13 protein-coding genes are annotated in these 15,340 nt (G+C 68.2%); 5 read left to right on the forward strand and 8 right to left on the reverse strand.

What is annotated here, in order from left to right:
• Window positions 1-11: 11 nt before the first annotated feature.
• From DEA06_RS13270 to DEA06_RS13280, 3 genes are read left to right on the forward strand one after another with little or no spacing between them, the layout of a single operon-like run.
• Entirely contained in the window at window positions 12-995 is a 984-nt protein-coding gene (locus DEA06_RS13270) for a tripartite tricarboxylate transporter substrate-binding protein (protein ID WP_116648485.1), read from the forward strand.
• A gap of 20 nt (window positions 996-1,015) precedes the next feature.
• Window positions 1,016-1,645, forward strand: coding sequence for a tripartite tricarboxylate transporter TctB family protein (locus DEA06_RS13275; RefSeq protein ID WP_165818008.1), 630 nt, complete (start codon window positions 1,016-1,018; stop codon window positions 1,643-1,645).
• A complete protein-coding gene (locus DEA06_RS13280) occupies window positions 1,645-3,183 on the forward strand; it encodes a tripartite tricarboxylate transporter permease (protein ID WP_116648487.1) in 1,539 nt (512 codons plus the stop codon). The genes DEA06_RS13275 and DEA06_RS13280 overlap by 1 nt, the downstream gene beginning before the upstream one ends.
• A gap of 75 nt (window positions 3,184-3,258) precedes the next feature.
• Here the strand turns inward: DEA06_RS13280 and DEA06_RS13285 are convergent, their stop codons facing one another.
• The 8 genes from DEA06_RS13285 to DEA06_RS13320 form a co-directional block, all read right to left on the reverse strand.
• Complete coding sequence (locus DEA06_RS13285; protein ID WP_133241772.1) at window positions 3,259-3,846, reverse strand: hypothetical protein; 588 nt, start codon at window positions 3,844-3,846, stop codon at window positions 3,259-3,261.
• 63 nt (window positions 3,847-3,909) lie between these two features.
• The gene (locus tag DEA06_RS13290) at window positions 3,910-5,016 is read right to left on the reverse strand and encodes an Lrp/AsnC family transcriptional regulator (RefSeq protein WP_116648489.1); all 1,107 of its coding nucleotides are present in this window, start codon (window positions 5,014-5,016) and stop codon (window positions 3,910-3,912) included.
• Window positions 4,950-5,858: an alpha/beta hydrolase gene (locus DEA06_RS13295; protein ID WP_116648490.1), complete on the reverse strand. Its 909-nt coding sequence runs from the start codon at window positions 5,856-5,858 to the stop codon at window positions 4,950-4,952. Before DEA06_RS13295 ends, DEA06_RS13290 begins: the two co-directional genes overlap by 67 nt.
• 46 nt (window positions 5,859-5,904) lie before the next feature.
• The gene (locus tag DEA06_RS13300) at window positions 5,905-7,098 is read right to left on the reverse strand and encodes a Xaa-Pro peptidase family protein (RefSeq protein WP_116648491.1); all 1,194 of its coding nucleotides are present in this window, start codon (window positions 7,096-7,098) and stop codon (window positions 5,905-5,907) included.
• A complete protein-coding gene (locus DEA06_RS13305) occupies window positions 7,088-7,990 on the reverse strand; it encodes an ABC transporter permease (RefSeq protein WP_116648492.1) in 903 nt (300 codons plus the stop codon). Before DEA06_RS13305 ends, DEA06_RS13300 begins: the two co-directional genes overlap by 11 nt.
• Window positions 7,987-8,952 (reverse strand): ABC transporter permease, encoded by a 966-nt coding sequence (locus tag DEA06_RS13310; RefSeq protein ID WP_116648493.1) that lies wholly within the window; start codon window positions 8,950-8,952, stop codon window positions 7,987-7,989. The genes DEA06_RS13305 and DEA06_RS13310 overlap by 4 nt, the downstream gene beginning before the upstream one ends.
• Window positions 8,953-8,970: 18 nt before the next feature.
• Window positions 8,971-10,587, reverse strand: coding sequence for an ABC transporter substrate-binding protein (locus tag DEA06_RS13315; protein WP_116648494.1), 1,617 nt, complete (start codon window positions 10,585-10,587; stop codon window positions 8,971-8,973).
• Window positions 10,587-11,795, reverse strand: a complete 1,209-nt coding sequence (locus DEA06_RS13320; protein WP_116648495.1) for a membrane dipeptidase — start codon at window positions 11,793-11,795, stop codon at window positions 10,587-10,589. The genes DEA06_RS13315 and DEA06_RS13320 overlap by 1 nt, the downstream gene beginning before the upstream one ends.
• A gap of 168 nt (window positions 11,796-11,963) precedes the next feature.
• Here DEA06_RS13320 and DEA06_RS13325 point away from each other — a divergent pair, with 168 nt between their 5' ends.
• Window positions 11,964-13,640 carry an ABC transporter ATP-binding protein gene (locus DEA06_RS13325; protein ID WP_205781283.1) on the forward strand — a complete coding sequence of 559 codons (1,677 nt, stop codon included), beginning with the start codon at window positions 11,964-11,966 and terminating at the stop codon, window positions 13,638-13,640.
• A gap of 20 nt (window positions 13,641-13,660) precedes the next feature.
• Window positions 13,661-15,340 carry a glucose-6-phosphate isomerase gene (gene pgi, locus DEA06_RS13330; RefSeq protein ID WP_116648496.1) on the forward strand — a complete coding sequence of 560 codons (1,680 nt, stop codon included), beginning with the start codon at window positions 13,661-13,663 and terminating at the stop codon, window positions 15,338-15,340.

A 15,340-nucleotide genomic window follows, 5' to 3' on the forward strand; every position in this document is an offset into this window, starting at 1 on the left:
GGGAGGTGGATATGCGTCGACGCATCATCGGAACGATCGTGGGTGTCCTCGCCGGAGCGCTCTTCCTCGGCGCGGCCGTGCACGCGAGCGTCACCGGAGGAGGCTCCGCCAGCCCACGCACGAAGATCACCCTCGTCGCGCCCGCCGCACCCGGCGGCGGATGGGACGCTTTCGCCCGCGAGGGCCAGCAGGTCATGCGCACCGAGGGCATCGCCGGGGGAGTGCAGGTCGTGAACATCCCCGGCGCGTCCGGCACGATCGGCCTCGGCCAGGTCGCCGAGATGGGGGACCGGCACGACATCATGCTCGTCACCGGCGGAGTCATGGTCGGCGGAACAATCATCAACAACTCCCAGGTCACGCTGGAAGACGTCACCCCGATCGCCCGGCTCGCCGACGACTTCAACGTGCTCGTGGTGCCGTCCGACTCGCCGTTCCAAACGCTCGACGACTTCGCCGCGGCGCTCGCCGCCGACCCGGGCGGCACGGCCATCGCCGGCGGTTCGCTCGGCGGCATCGACCACCTCCTCGCGGGGCTCCTCGCGCAGGCCGTCGGAGCGAACCCGGCCTCCGTGAACTACCTCGCCTACCCCGGCGGCGGCGAGGTCGTGACCTCGGTTCTCTCGCACACGGCCGCGGCGGGCCTGTCGGGGTACAACGAGTTCCGCGACCAGATCGAGTCGGGCAGCATGCGGGCCCTCGGCACCTCCGCCCCCGAGCCCGTGGAGGGCATCGACCTGCCGACCTTCCGCGAGGGCGGGCTCGACGTGTCGATGTCGAACTGGCGCGGGTACATCGCCCCGCCCGGGATCGACGACGAGACCCGCGAGGAGCTGATCGCCATGGTCACGGAGCTCCGCGACACGGAGGCGTGGGCGGAGGTGCTCGACCGCAACGGCTGGGTCGACAGCTTCATGACCGGAGACGAGTTCGGCGCGTTCATCGCCGATGAGACCAGCCGCACCGAGCAGATCGTCGAGGAGCTGGGACTATGACGACCAACGATTCACATCCGATGACCACGGGAACCATCCGTGTCCAGCGCATGCCCCGCTGGTTCACGGGCCGCAGCGAGCTGTTCGTCGTCGCCGGCGTGCTCGTGCTCGCGACGTGGATGCTCATCGGCACCGTCACGATGAAGGTGCCCGACGGCGCCGCCTTCCCCGGGCCGCAGTTCTTTCCGACTCTCGTGTGCGTGTTCCTCTACGCGGTGGCCATCGCCCTGGCGATCGAGGTGCTGCGCACCCCGCAGCGCCAGCACGTGGGGGATGACCCGGTGGAGATATCCGACGAGATGCTCCGCGACCTCGGCGCGATCGACGCGACGAGCGAGATCCGCGTCGTCTCTCCCGAGGACTACGCGGCGAAGCCGACGGATGCTGCGGCGAGCGCAGCATCCGGATCCGACCACAAGACGGTGCTGATCACGATCGCCGGCTTCGCGGGCTTCATCGTGATCCTGCCGTTCATCGGCTGGCTCATCTCGGCGGCGGCGCTCTTCTGGGTCATCGCCTGGGCGTTCGGCAGCAAGCGACCGCTGATGGACATCGCCATCGCCGTCATCATCTCGTCGGTCGTGCAGCTGGCGTTCGGGGCGGGCCTGGGCCTGTCGCTCCCCGCCGGCTTCCTGGGAGGGATTCTCTGATGGATCAGCTCGGACACCTCATGGAGGGGTTCTCCGTCGCCTTCACGCCGCAGAACCTGCTCTTCCTCGTCATCGGCGCCGTGCTCGGCACGGCCGTGGGCGTTCTCCCGGGCCTCGGTTCGGCCATGGCCGTCGCCCTGCTGCTGCCGGTCACGTTCAGCCTCGACCCGACCGGCGCGTTCATCATGTTCGCGAGCATCTACTTCGGAGGGCTGTTCGGCGACTCGACCTCGGGCATCCTGCTCAACACCCCGGGCAACTCCTCGGCGATAGCCACGACCTTCGAAGGTCATCGGATGGCCAAGGACGGCCGAGCGGCCAAGGCTCTCGGAACGTCGGCGATCGGTGCGTTCATCGGCGGCACCATCGCCTGCATCCTGGTGGTCTTCTTCGCCCCCGCGATCGTGCAGCTCGCGACGATCTTCGGTCCGGCCGAGTACTTCGCGCTCGCCGTGTTCGCCTTCGTCGCCATCTCGGCCGTCGTCGCCGACTCGATCGTGCGCGGACTCGTCTCGCTCGGCCTCGGCTTCGCCCTCGCCCTCGTCGGCATCGACGGCATGACGGGCACCGAGCGGTTCACCGCAGGCAGCCCGGTGCTCTTCGACGGCATCTCGATCATCGTCATCACGGTGGGCCTCCTCGCCCTCGGCGAGGTGCTGCACGTCGGCTCGTACATCCGGAGATCGGGCGGCCCCGGCGCGGTCGTCGCGCCGAAGGGCTCGCCGATGCTGAACGCCCGAGAGTGGCGTCAGGCGCTGCCGGCGTTCCTCCGCGGCACCGCGTTCGGCGTGCCGTTCGGTGCGATCCCGGTGGGCGGCTCTGAGGTTCCGACGTTCCTGGCGTACGGCACCGAGAAGCGACTCGCCAAGCGTCGCAACGACCCCGACTTCGGCACGCGCGGTGCGATCCAGGGCGTGGCCGGTCCTGAGGCCGCAGGCAACGCGACCGCGGGCTCCGCGATGGGCGCGTTGCTCGGCCTCGGCATCCCCACGTCGGCGACGGCGGCCATGATGATCGCCGCGTTCCAGCAGTACGGCATGCAGCCCGGCCCGTTGCTCTTCGAGCGCAGCGGCGACCTGGTCTGGCCGCTGCTGGCGAGCCTCTTCCTGGGGCTCATCATCCTGCTGATCATCAACCTGCCCTTCGCCGCGGTGTGGGCGAAGCTGCTGCTGATCCCGCGTCACTACCTCTACGCGGGCATCTCGGTCGTCGCGATGCTCGGCATCTACGCCATCGCGTCGCGCACCGTCGATCTCTGGATGGCGCTGGGGATCGGCGTGGTCGGACTGATCATGCGACGTTTCGCGCTCCCGCTCGCGCCGGTGCTGATCGCCGCGATCCTCGGCCCGCTGGCCGAGACGCAGCTGCGCCGCGCGCTGGCTGTGTCAGAGGGCGACCCGACGATCCTCGTCTCTTCGCCCATCACGGTGGTGTTGTATCTGCTGCTCGCGGTGGTTGTCGGGGTCAGCGTGCTGCAGCACACCCGCCACACCATCACTCGTCGCAAGACCGACAAGGCCGACGCGCTCGTCCCCTGACCCGCGCAGAACAGGCAGTTCGTGCCGCATTCGGATGGATGATGCGGCACGAACTGCCGTGTGCACGTCGACGTCTCAGGCGGTCCACTCCCAGGTGGCGAAGACCGACTGCGCGAGGGCGGTGCGGCCGGCCTCGGCGACGTCGTCGTTGAAGGTGAAGGTCACGACGTAGGTCTGGCCGGCGTTGGTGGGGTAGTACTGGTCGACGCGGAACTCGCTGCCGCTCGAGGCGAGGAGCGCGGTGAGGTGCGACGACTCGACCCCCGCGACCGTCACCCGCTCGAGCACCTGCACGTCGGTGGCTCCGCCGGTCTCGAGCTCCTGCACGCCGATGGTCTCGACCTGCTCGTTCGTGACCTCGCCGGCGGGGCTGAGGACGACGTTGATGTTGTCGGCGAAGCCGTCGGTGTCGGTCACATCGGCCACGGCCGTGTCGACGCCGTCGGGCACGGCCTGTCCGTCGGGGATGCCCCAGCCCTCGGGAGCGATGAAGCTGTAGCCGTCACCGGTGATCCGGTCGCCGGTGGTGGCTTCGTCCGACTCGGACGGTGCAGTCGTGCTCGAGGCGGCGGGGGTGTCGGTGCCGATCGTCGCGGGCGAACACCCGGCGAGGGCGAGCGCGAGTACGACGGAGGCGGCGGCGAGGGCGGGGATACGGCGCATGCCCTTCACCGTACGCGGGGTGCGGGGTGGCATCGACCGCCTTTACATCCGTGCGCGGCGGAGTCACGCGGAAGCGATGGCTCCGTGGTCGGGAAGTGCGGACGCGAGCTGCGTCCGCCACCACGGCGTCTCGATGAACCCGCGCTTGAGGAAGACGAGCTCCATGCTCGACGTCCACCCCTGCACGCCGTCGAGGTGGGCGAGGGAGTCGGTGATGAAGGCGTAGAGCTCGGCGGTCGACGGTGAGATCACCTCGCACACGAGTGCGTTCTGATCCAGGAGCACGGCCAGGTATCGCACGAAGGGGTAGGCGCTGAGCTCGCGTGCGACGTCGTCGAGACGGTCAGGGCGCACCGTGACGGTCATGAAGGTCTCCGCCGCCATCCCGAGGGCCGCGGAGGGAACGAGGGCGAGCATGTCGACGCAGTGAGTGCTGCGCATCCGTTCGAAGCGACGCCGCACGCTCGACTCGTTCATGCCGAGCCGTTCGGCGATGCTCTGGAACGTCTCTCGTCCGTCGGCGCGCAGCGCCGCGAGGATGGCCCGATCGGCGCCGTCGAAGTGCTCGGGCGCGCACGGTGCGTGCGTCGGCGGCGCCTCGTCCTCGGCAGCATCGGGCGGCCCGAGCATCTCCCCGTACAGCTGACGACCCCAGTCGAAGCTGACTTTGTAGACATGGAGGATGAGGTCGCTGCGCCAGCGCTCGACACCGTCGATCAGTTGCAGCTCCGCGACGTGATGCGGGTACCGGGTGGCGCCGCCACGCACGATGACCTCCGCCATGATGTCGTAGCTGCCCGTGACGACCGTGCAGAACCTGACCTCTTTGTTCTGGGCCAGTGTCTCGGCGACCCGCATCTGCATCCCCGGGGCGGTGTTGATGCGCACGAAGAACGAGTCGAACGGTCCGTCGGCGCCGAGGGCGGGCACGGCCGCGACGCGTACGACGCCGTCGGCGATCAGCTGCTGTCCCCGTCGCGAGACCGTCGTCACCGGGCCGCCGACCGCTTCGGCGATGGCCCGCCAGCTGGCGCGTCCGTCACGTTGCAGCGCGACGATGATGCGCTTGTCGAGGTCGGTCAGGCGGTCCAGAGCGCCGGAGATCACGGGTTCGCTGACGCCGTCGGAGGGACGACCCGATGTAGGAACGAGCGGACGGTCCGTGTCCATTCCTCTGCCTCCTCGATCTGGGGCGAGTGGCCCGACTTCTCGAAGACGACGAGATGCGAGTCGGGGATGAGCTCTGCGATGGTCTCACTGCACGATACCGGCGTGATCCAGTCGGTGCGTCCGACGGTGATGAGCGTCGGCGCCGTCACTCCGGGCAGCCGCGGCTTGAGGTCGTAGTTCTTCAGGTTGACCGAGAAGGCGTAGTTGTGCGCCTCGAAACGGTAGGGCGTGGCCTGCACCTTCCGTTCGGTGGCCTCGGGGTCGTAGACGAAGTCGTAGAGCGGCAGGATCTCCCGCCAGCAGTCCTTGAGGTCGTCGTTGTCGCGAACCCGGCCTTCGTCGATGCGGTCGAACTTCTCCATGTCGATGTCGACGCGGTCGCTGGCGATCGCGTTCTCGCGCGCCAGGTGGGCGTTGCCGTTGTCGGCCGACGTGTCGCGCAGCACGACCGCGCTCACCCGGTCGGGGTAGCGGATGGCGTACTCCATCGCCATGAAACCGCCGTACGAGCCGCCCGCCATGATGACCGTCTCCGCACCCGCCCACTCGCGCAGCCCGTCGAGGTCGGCGGCCCACTGCTCGTGGCTGAAGACGCCCGCCCCCTCGCTCTCCCCGCTGCCGCGTGCGTCGAACACCACGACGCGATACTCGTCGGCGAGTCGGCCGAAGCTGGCGCGGGGCTCGGCGCGCGATCCGAGCCCGGGTGCGCCGTGGTGCGTCAGGATGACGGGGGCGTCCTCCGGGCCGAGCACTTCGACGGCGAGCTCGTTGCCGTTGATCACCACGCGTTGCGCGCGTGTGGTCGCTGCTGCGAACTCGGGGGAGACGGCGTTCTCGGTCATGGTCGTCCTTTCGACGGGTGGATGCTGCGCGGGGAGCCGGCGAGGATCAGAGGGGGATGACGCAGTCCTCGAGCGAGCGCGGGAACGACGTGAGGGGCTCGGAACCGGTCTCGGTGACGAGCATGCTGTCGCTGATCCGATACCCCGCGTGTCCGGGGATGTAGATTCCCGGTTCGTTGGAGACGATCATGCCGGGTCGGAGGACCGTCGGATCGCCGTCTTCCAGCCACGGCGGCTCGTGCATGCCGAGCCCGATACCGTGCCCCTGCCGGTGCCGGAGGTACGACCCGAGTCCGGCGTCGCGGATCACGTCGAGGCAGCGCGCGTTGCTGTCGCAGCAGCGGATGCCCGGGGCGATCGCGCGGCCGCCCTCGGCCTGTGCGTCGCGGATCGTGTCGTGGTAGCGCCGCTGGTCGGACGTCGGCTCGCCCAGCACGAACGTGCGCTCGCCCTCGACGAAGCGCCCGCCGACGGCCGCGCCCAGCGACAGCATGAAGGTGTCCCCGTCGCGGAGTCGGTACGAGGAGGGCAGGCCGTGCGGGATGGCCGAGTTCGCTCCGGCGTAGACCAGGCCGCCCGCGAGGAAGGAGATGACGACGACGTCGGCGTGCTCCTGATACATCTCGCCGACCCCCACGCGTCCGACGTGGGCTGCGAGGTCGGCTTCGGAGGGGAACGGTGCGCCCGAACCGATCGCATCGCGCACGAGGTCGGCCCCCGCCTGGAGCATGAGATCGGTGATCCGCGCCGCCTCCCGGTGGAGTGCGACCTCCTCGGGCAGCTTGATGAAGCGGGCGGTCGTCACCATCTCGCTCGGCACCCACTCGACGCCATCGAAGGCGGAGCGCAGGAGCGCGAGGCGATGGTGGGTGATCTGCGTGGTGACCGCGATCCTCCGTGCCGGCGCCGCCGCTCGTGAGAGCGGTGCGAAGGGGCTCTCGAGGCCGGGGTACTCCGCGAACGTGACGATCTCGGCGTGCGCGCGCTGCTCTTCGGCGTGCTGGCGTTCGAGCTCGGGCACGAGCAGCACGACCCGACCGGTCGACTCGAGTAGAACGGCCACCGGGCGCTCGCCGGGGTGGTGGAAGAATCCGGTCAGGTACGACACATCCTCCGGATGGTCGGTGATGAGGGCGTCGACCTTCTCAGCGGCGAGCATGGCCAGTATCCGCTCCTGGATGCGGTCGTACACCTCCGCACCGAGGCGCTGCGAGAAGGGAGTGGACGGATCAGCGCTCATGATTGCGGGGGTTCCTCGCGTCGTTGTAGCCGATCGAGAGCAGCGTCGCCGACAGCACCAGCGCGAGGATCGCCAGCGACGGGAACAGCGTCAACCACCACGCGCTCACCATCGCGCCCGACTGCTGCGCTTCGAAGAGGATGCGACCCCACGACCACGTCGTGGGGTCTCCCAGGCCGAGGAACGCCAGTCCCGCGGCGGAGAGCACCGCCCGCGATGCCGTGACGACGACCGACACCACGATGACCGGTGTGACGGCGGGGATGATGTGGCGCCCGACGATCCAGATGTGGTTGCGCGTCATCAGGCGGGCGGCGTCGATGTAGGGGAGCTTGACGACGGCGAGAGCCTGCGAGCGGACGAGGCGCGTGACCTCGGGCCACGAGAAGGCCGCGACGACGAGGATGATCGTCCACGTGCTGGGCCCGGCGAGCGCGGCGACGAGGATCATGAGCGGCAGAACAGGCAGCGACAGGGTGAGATCGACGACGACGCTGACGACGGTGTCGAGCCGGGGCACGTAGGCGCCGGCGACGGCCACGAGAGTGCCGATCATGATGGCGATCGCCGACGCCGCCACGGCCACGAGGACCGACTGCTGGGTGCCCCAGATCACCTCGGCGAACACGTCGCGGCCGAGCGCGTCGGTGCCGAACCAGTGCGCCGCGCTGGGGGGACTCAGAACCTCGGTGCCGTAGCTGGCGGGGTACGGGGAGAGGAGAGGCGCCAGGACGCTGACGAGCACGAGGATCGTCAGGATCACGAGCGAGACGATGCCGAGAGGCTGTCGCCGGAACGCGCGCCACGTCGCCCGACTCGCGCGGTCGCCGCGTCCTCCGGCGGGCTCGACGAGCGGGGTGGTGAGTTCTGTGGTGGTCAGCGGGGCGGTCATGATGCGGTCTTCACTCTCGGGTCGAGGAATCCGTAGGCGATGTCGGTGAGCATGTTGGCGATCACGACGGTGAGAGCCAGGAGCAGGAATGCTCCCTGGAGAACGGGGAAGTCGAGCTGGGTGACGGCCTCGTAGATTCCCCGGCCGATTCCGGGGTAGGCGAAGACCGTCTCGGTGAGCACGGCGCCGCCGACGACGAAACCGAGCTGCAAGCCGATCAACGTGATGGCGGGGAGCATCGCGTTGCGCAACGCGTGTTTCCAGAGGATGCGGCGCGGGGGGATGCCGTTCGCCTTCGCCAGCGTCACGTAGTCGTCGCCGAGTGCGTCGATGAGGGTGGCCCGCATCGTGAGGGCGAACGACCCGAGCTGGATGAGCGCGAGTGACACGGTCGGCAGCACGAGGTGCTGGAGCACCGACCCGTACCACTCCATGCCGTAGACCCCCTCGCTGTAGGCGCCGCCGATCGGGAACCAGCGGAACATCAGCCCGAAGACCAGCAGGAGGAGGATCCCGACGCTCGGGACGAAGAGCGATTGACCCGTCACGCCGAGCACCTGCACGAGCCGGTCGAGGAACCGGTTCTTGTGCGACGCCGCGAGCACGCCGAGCGGGATGCCGATGACGATGGTGAGCACGAGCGCTGAGATCGTCAGCAGCAGCGTCCACGGCAGCCGCTGCAGGAGCACGTCGACCACCGGCACCGACTGGGTGAACGACGTGCCGAGGTTTCCCTGCAGCAGCTGCCCCAGGTAGAGGACGTACTGCACGGGGAGGGGCTGATCGAGCCCGTACTGCGTGAGCAGGGCCGCCCGCGCTTCCTCGGTCATGTTCGTGCTCGCCACTGCCAGCGCCGGGTCACCGGGCAGCAGTCGCAGGAGCAGGAAGGTCACGGTCACGGCGAACAGGATCGTGAGGGCTCCCCGCCCGAGGCGGCGGAGGACGAACAGAGCGATGGACACGCGGGCGGCCCTTCCGGATTACTCGGCGACCCGGAAGGCGCTGGCCACCGAGACGGGGTTGACGATCGACAGCAGCTCGCTGGGCTTGGAGATGAAGCCGTCCCACTCGGAGCTGTACGCCACATAGAGGTTCTGTGTGTACATGACGTTGTCGTAGACCTGCTCGTGGACGATCTTCGCGGCCTCCTGCATGAGCGAGATCTTCTTCGCCTCGTCGAAGGTCTGGGAGGCTTCGGCGATCAGTGCGTTCAGCTCGGCGTCATCGTTGTAGGTGTAGTTGATGGCACCGCCGGGCAGGTACGACAGGCTGAAGTTCGTCACCGGGTCGTCCATGATGGCGAAGTTGCCGGCGTAGATGTCGTAGTCGCCGTCGTTCGTCTGCGACAGATAGGTGTTCCGCTCCGAGCCCTGCAGCTCGATACGGATGCCGGCCTGCGCTGCGCCGTCCTTCACCAGCTGCGCCCACTGGCTCGTCACCGGATCCTGCAGCGAATAGATGAGGCGGAACGAGACGGGGTACATGCCGTCGGCGTCGGCCGTGTAACCGGCGTCCTCCATCAGCTGCCGCGACTGGTCGGGGTCGAAGGCGTACTCGCTGATCGAATCGTCGTAGTACTTCGACAGCACGGGCATCAACGGGCTCGACCCGGTCGAGACGGCCTGTCCCTGCAGCACCACGCTGCGGATCGCCTCGTAGTCGGCGGCATGCGCGAGCGCCTGGCGCACCTCGACCTTGGCGAGGTCGGGGTTCTGCATGTTGTAGGTCATGTGGGCGTAGCCCAGACCGGTGACTTCGGCCACCTCGATGCCGTCGGTGTTCTGCAGCTGCTGCACCTGCGCGGGCGGCAGCGAGTTGGCGATGACGTCGACCTCGCCGCTCTGCAGCGCGAGGATCTCGGTGTTCACGTCGGGGTAGACCCGGTAGACCACCTTCGCGGCGACGGGCGTGCCGCCCTCGACGAGGGGGTAGTCGTCCACCCGTTCCATCGTGTAGCTCTGACCCGCCTGCACGTTGGTCAGGAGGTAGGGGCCGGCACTGACCCAGCCGTCGCTGCCGTCGTTCGCGAACTCGGCGACCGAGCCTGCGGGCTCGAAGACGTGCTGCGGTACGACGTTTCCCCAGAAGCCGATCTCCTCGACGATCGACGAGTCGGGCTGCGTCAGCTCGATCTCGACCCGCGTGTCCGACACCGCGGTGGCCGAGGAGAAGTTCGTCATCTGTCCGTAGAAGGTGCCGGAGGGCTGATCCTGTTTGACCGCGTTCATCGTGTAGGCGACGTCCTCCGCCGTCAGCGGTTCGCCGTCGCTCCACGTCATGTCGTCGCGGATCTCGTAGTACCCGGTGGTGTCGTCGACGTAGCCCCACTCGGTGGCGAGCTGCGCCTCTTTCGCGCCGTCGTCCCCGATGGAGAGCAGGTGCGGGTACATGAGGTTCGTGACCCAGTAGTCGCTACGACTGTTGCCGATCAGCGGGTTGTAGTTCACGACGTCGGTGGTGGTGGCGATGGTGAGGGTGTCATTCCCCGCCTCGCTCGCCCCTCCCGATGGTGCTTCCGGAGCCTGCGGCGCGCAGGCGCTCAGGGCGAGCGCGGCAACGGCGAGCAGGCCCGCCCCCGCCAGTGATTTGTGTCGCATCAGAACCAGACCTCCTCGAGTACGCGCATCGTGTTGCCACCGACGACGGCGCGGATTTCGTCGTCGGAGTATCCGTGCTTGACCAGCCAGCCGATGATGTTGCCCATCGCTTCGGCGGGGTTCTCGACGCCGTCGACGTAGGGCACCTCTTCGAAATCGACCTGGCCGTGGGCCTGGCCGAGAGAGAGCTGCGCCGCGAAGGCGTGGTGGAGCCCGACGTGATCGCCGAAGAGGGTGTCGGGTCCGAAGCTCACGTGCTCGATCCCGACGAGGTCGACGCAGTACTGGAAGTGGTCCATCACCGACTCCAGCGAGTGGTGGGGATGCGCCGGCGACAGGGTGGTGTGGGGAGCGGCCTCGATGCCGATCACCCCGCCGCGCTTCGCGCACTCGATGATCGTCTCGTCGGTCTTCATGCGGTTGGTGGGCCAGAGGCCCCGCGCGCCGGCATGGGTGATGAAGACCGGCTTGGTCGAGGCTTTGATGACGTCGACGCAGGTGCGGTCGCCCGAGTGCGAGATGTCGATCGCGATGCCCAGCTTGTTCATGCGGGCCACGGCCTTCTCGCCGAAGTAGGTCAGACCGCCGTCGCCGCGCTCCTTCAGCCCGCCGCCGAGGTAGTTCGCCTCGGAATAGGCGATCCCCATCTGCCGCACGCCGAAGCCGTACAGGACGTCGAGACGGTCGACCTCGTTCTCGATCGGAGTGGCCGCCTCCAGCGCGAAGATGTGAGCGATGCGGCCCGTGTCCTTCGCCAACTGGATGTCTTTCAGGGACTCGCCCTTGATGACGTAGTCCTGGTGGGCGAGATCAGCCATGCGCACGCCGAGGTCGAAAAGGACGTCCTGGTACTTCCAGCCGGCGTCGCTGGAGATGCAGCAGGTGCCGTCCATCCCGTTGTCGAACACCGCCGTCAGGCCGGAGCGCGCGAGGCCCGCGTAGCCCGTGGGTTCCCTCCCCGCGCGGATGTGGTCGCGCAGGTCTTCCATGTTCTCGGGGAACACCTGCACGTGCTCATGCAGAGAGATCACCGTCTCCTCGGCGAGGAGCTTCTTCGCGCGGGCCGACTGCTCATCGGTGAGCTGCAGCCCGGCGTACTCGGGCACGCGGCCGATCTGGGCGGCGTAGGTGAACTCTCGATAGTCCACCCCTGCTTCGAGATAGTCGTACGCCCGGTATCCCGTGTACCGCTCAGCTGGTTCGAGCACGTGTGTCTCCATTCACTCGGCAAGTCAGGGCGCTCGGTCGCGAGGATCGGCGCCGTCGGCATGACTTTGCCGTTCATCCGGCGCATATGTCAACCGAAATGATGAAATCCGGCACAGAGTTTTCATGTTTGAAACAATCCGGCACCGCAGGGGGTGCATGATGGAGCGATGAGGAACGAGACGATCACGGGGCGCACGGTTCTGTCGGTGCGAGGACTCGACATCGGATTCCGCAGCGCCGGTGAATACGTACCCGCCGTCAGCGGTCTCGATCTCGACGTGCGCGGGGGCGAGCTCGTCGCCCTTCTGGGCGAGTCGGGGTCGGGAAAGACGGTCACCGCGCGCGCCATCATGGGCATCCAGGACGAGGCGGCCGTCGTGCGCGCCGACGAGATGCGTCTCGGTGACACCGATCTGCTCTCCCTCGACGAACAACGGCGGCGCCGGCTCCGCGGCGACGCGATGAGCATGGTGCTGCAGGACGCACTGTCATCGCTCAACCCCGTGCTGTCGATCGGCGATCAGATCGGCGAGATCTTCCGCGTGCACCGGGGGATGCGGCGTTCCGCGGCCAAGGCGCGCGCGGTGGAGCTTCTCGACCTCGTCGGTATTCCGTCGCCGAAGACACGCGTCGACGATTACCCCCACCAGTTCTCCGGCGGCATGCGCCAACGCATCCTCATCGCGATGGCCATCGCCCTCGAACCCGCTCTGCTGATCGCCGACGAGCCGACGACGGCTCTCGACGTCACGGTGCAGGCGCAGATCCTCCGTCTTCTGCACGATCTGCGCGGGCGTCTCGATATGGGCGTGCTCCTGATCACCCACGACATCGGCGTCGTCACCGAGGTCGCCGACCGCCTGGTCGTGATGCATCGGGGCAAGGTCGTGGAGTCCGGTGATGCCGACCAGATCTTCGAGGCACCGCGGGACTCCTACACCCGCACCCTGCTCGGGTCGGCGCCGCGCCCCGAACCGGCGCGCGTTCTCGCGCCCACGGCCGGTATCGAGCGCTCCGACCCGCCGCTCTCCCTCGAGGTGACCGGTCTCACCCGCACGTTCTCGTCCGGCTCGGCGCTCTCGCGTCACCATGTCAGAGCGGTGGACGGAGTCGATCTCATCCTCCGCCGCGGAGAGACCCTCGGCATCGTCGGGGAGTCCGGATCGGGCAAATCGACCCTCGCGCGCATGATCGTCGGCCTCGAGAGCGCCGATGCCGGCACCGTGCTCTACCAGGGTCGCGACGTGACCCGCCGCACCCGAGGGCGTCGTCCGGGGGCGCAGGCCGGCGTGCAGATGGTCTTCCAGGATCCTTACACTTCGCTCGACCCGCGGATGCGGGTGCGCGACGTGATCGCCGAGCCGCACACCGTGGCCGGGGTGGGTACCGCGAGCTCGCGGCGAGCCCGCGTCGCCGAGCTGCTCGACCTCGTGGGCCTCTCGCCCGAGATGATGAACAGGTTCCCTCATCAGTTCTCCGGCGGTCAGCGACAGCGGATCGGCATCGCACGGTCCCTGATGCGCGACCCGGACGTGCTCGTGTGCGACGAACCGGTTTCGGCGCTCGACGTGACCATCCAGGCCCAGGTCGTCGACCTCCTCGTCGACCTGCAAGATCGCTTGGGGCTCAGCATCCTGTTCATTTCGCACGACTTGTCGGTCGTACGAAACCTGGCCCACCGAGTGCTGGTGATGTATCGGGGCGAGGCCGTGGAGACCGGCGACGTGGAGCAGATCTTCGAGCGGCCCGCGCATGCCTACACACGCGAGCTGCTCAGCTCGATTCCGCCTCTCACCCGGGCGGACAGGGGACGACTCACGAGCGCCGCCCCCGCGGGACGCTGAATCGTCGCTAGCGTAGGGGTGTGAGCGCACCTGTCGACCCCACGTCCACGTCTGCCTGGAGCCAGCTGACCGCGGCCCGCGACACCTTCGAGCCCGATCTACGCGGATGGTTCGCGAACGACCCGGGTCGGGTGGAGCGCCTGACCCACACGGTCGGCGACCTCCACGTCGACCTCTCGAAGAACCTGGTGACCGACGAGATCCTCGCGGCCCTCGTGAAGCTCGCCGAGGAGACCGGCGTCGCCGAGCGATATGCGGCGATGCTCGCCGGCGACCACCTCAACACGAGCGAAGACCGCGCAGTGCTGCACACCGCCCTCCGCCGGCCGGGGGCGGCCAGCCCCGAGCTCGTCGTCGACGGACAGCACGTCGACGCCGACGTGCACGAGGTGCTCGACAACCTGTCGGCCTTCGCCGAGCGCGTGCGGTCGGGTGAGTGGCGCGGGATCACCGGCAAGAAGGTCACCCATGTCGTCAACATCGGCATCGGCGGGTCCGACCTCGGACCGGTCATGGTCTACGAGGCTCTGAAGCCGTACGCCGACGCCGGCATCGAGGCGCTGTTCGTGTCGAACATCGACCCGACCGACGTCGCGCAGAAGACGGCCGGCCTCGACCCCGAGACGACGCTGTTCATCGTCGCGTCGAAGACCTTCACGACGTTGGAGACCCTCACGAACGCGCGCCTGGGCCGCGAATGGCTGTGGTCGGGACTGACCGAGTCCGGCGCGATCGACGGCTCCGAAGCATCCCGGACGGATGCTGTCGCCCACCACTTCGTCGCGGTGTCGACCGCGCTCGACAAGGTCGCCGCATTCGGCATCGACACGGCCAACGCGTTCGGGTTCTGGGACTGGGTGGGCGGTCGTTACTCCGTCGACTCGGCCATCGGGCTGTCGCTGGCGGTCACACTCGGCCCCGACCGCTTCCGCGAGCTGCTCGCCGGGTTCCACACGGTCGACGAGCACGTCGCACACACCCCGCTGGCGCAGAACGTGCCTGTTCTCATGGGCCTGCTCAACGTCTGGTACAACAACTTCCTCGGGGCCCAGTCGCACGCGGTGCTGCCCTACGCTCAGCAGTTGCACCGCTTCCCGGCCTACCTGCAGCAGCTCACGATGGAGTCCAACGGCAAGTCGGTGCGCTGGGACGGCACGCCCGTCGTCACCGACACCGGCGAGATCTTCTGGGGAGAGCCCGGTACGAACGGTCAGCATGCGTTCTATCAGCTGATCCACCAGGGCACCCGCCTCATCCCGGCCGACTTCATCGCTTTCGCGAATCCCGCCTACCCGCTCGAAGACGGCGGCCGTGACGTGCACGGGCTGTTCCTGGCGAACTTCCTCGCGCAGACGAAGGCCCTCGCATTCGGCAAGACGGCCGAGGAGGTCGAGGCCGAAGGCACCACCGGAGCACTCGTCGCCGCTCGCACGTTCCCCGGAAACCGCCCGACGACGTCGATCTTCGCGCCGTCGCTGACCCCGTCGGTTCTCGGGCAGCTCATCGCGCTGTACGAGCACATCACCTTCACCCAGGGCACCATCTGGGGCATCAACTCGTTCGACCAGTGGGGGGTCGAGCTCGGCAAGCAGCTCGCCCTGCAGATCGCCCCGGCCATCGAGGGAGACGAAGACGCGCTCGAGGCGCAGGATGCGTCGACGAAGGCGCTCCTGGCGTACTACCGGGCGCAGCGCCCCTGA

The organism is Microbacterium sp. Gd 4-13, from assembly GCF_003095395.1.
Taxonomy (GTDB): domain Bacteria; phylum Actinomycetota; class Actinomycetes; order Actinomycetales; family Microbacteriaceae; genus Microbacterium.

Excerpts from the sequence above, each read along its gene's own strand:
- DEA06_RS13270 (WP_116648485.1), top strand. The coding sequence starts at position 12 with ATGCGTCGACGCATCATCGGAACGATCGTGGGTGTCCTCGCCGGAGCG.
- DEA06_RS13305 (WP_116648492.1), bottom strand. The coding sequence starts at position 7,990 with ATGACCGCCCCGCTGACCACCACAGAACTCACCACCCCGCTCGTCGAG.
- DEA06_RS13290 (WP_116648489.1), bottom strand. The coding sequence starts at position 5,016 with ATGGACACGGACCGTCCGCTCGTTCCTACATCGGGTCGTCCCTCCGAC.
- DEA06_RS13300 (WP_116648491.1), bottom strand. The coding sequence starts at position 7,098 with ATGAGCGCTGATCCGTCCACTCCCTTCTCGCAGCGCCTCGGTGCGGAG.
- DEA06_RS13295 (WP_116648490.1), bottom strand. The coding sequence starts at position 5,858 with ATGACCGAGAACGCCGTCTCCCCCGAGTTCGCAGCAGCGACCACACGC.
- DEA06_RS13325 (WP_205781283.1), top strand. The coding sequence starts at position 11,964 with ATGAGGAACGAGACGATCACGGGGCGCACGGTTCTGTCGGTGCGAGGA.
- DEA06_RS13280 (WP_116648487.1), top strand. The coding sequence starts at position 1,645 with ATGGATCAGCTCGGACACCTCATGGAGGGGTTCTCCGTCGCCTTCACG.
- DEA06_RS13285 (WP_133241772.1), bottom strand. The coding sequence starts at position 3,846 with ATGCGCCGTATCCCCGCCCTCGCCGCCGCCTCCGTCGTACTCGCGCTC.
- DEA06_RS13315 (WP_116648494.1), bottom strand. The coding sequence starts at position 10,587 with ATGCGACACAAATCACTGGCGGGGGCGGGCCTGCTCGCCGTTGCCGCG.
- DEA06_RS13275 (WP_165818008.1), top strand. The coding sequence starts at position 1,016 with ATGACCACGGGAACCATCCGTGTCCAGCGCATGCCCCGCTGGTTCACG.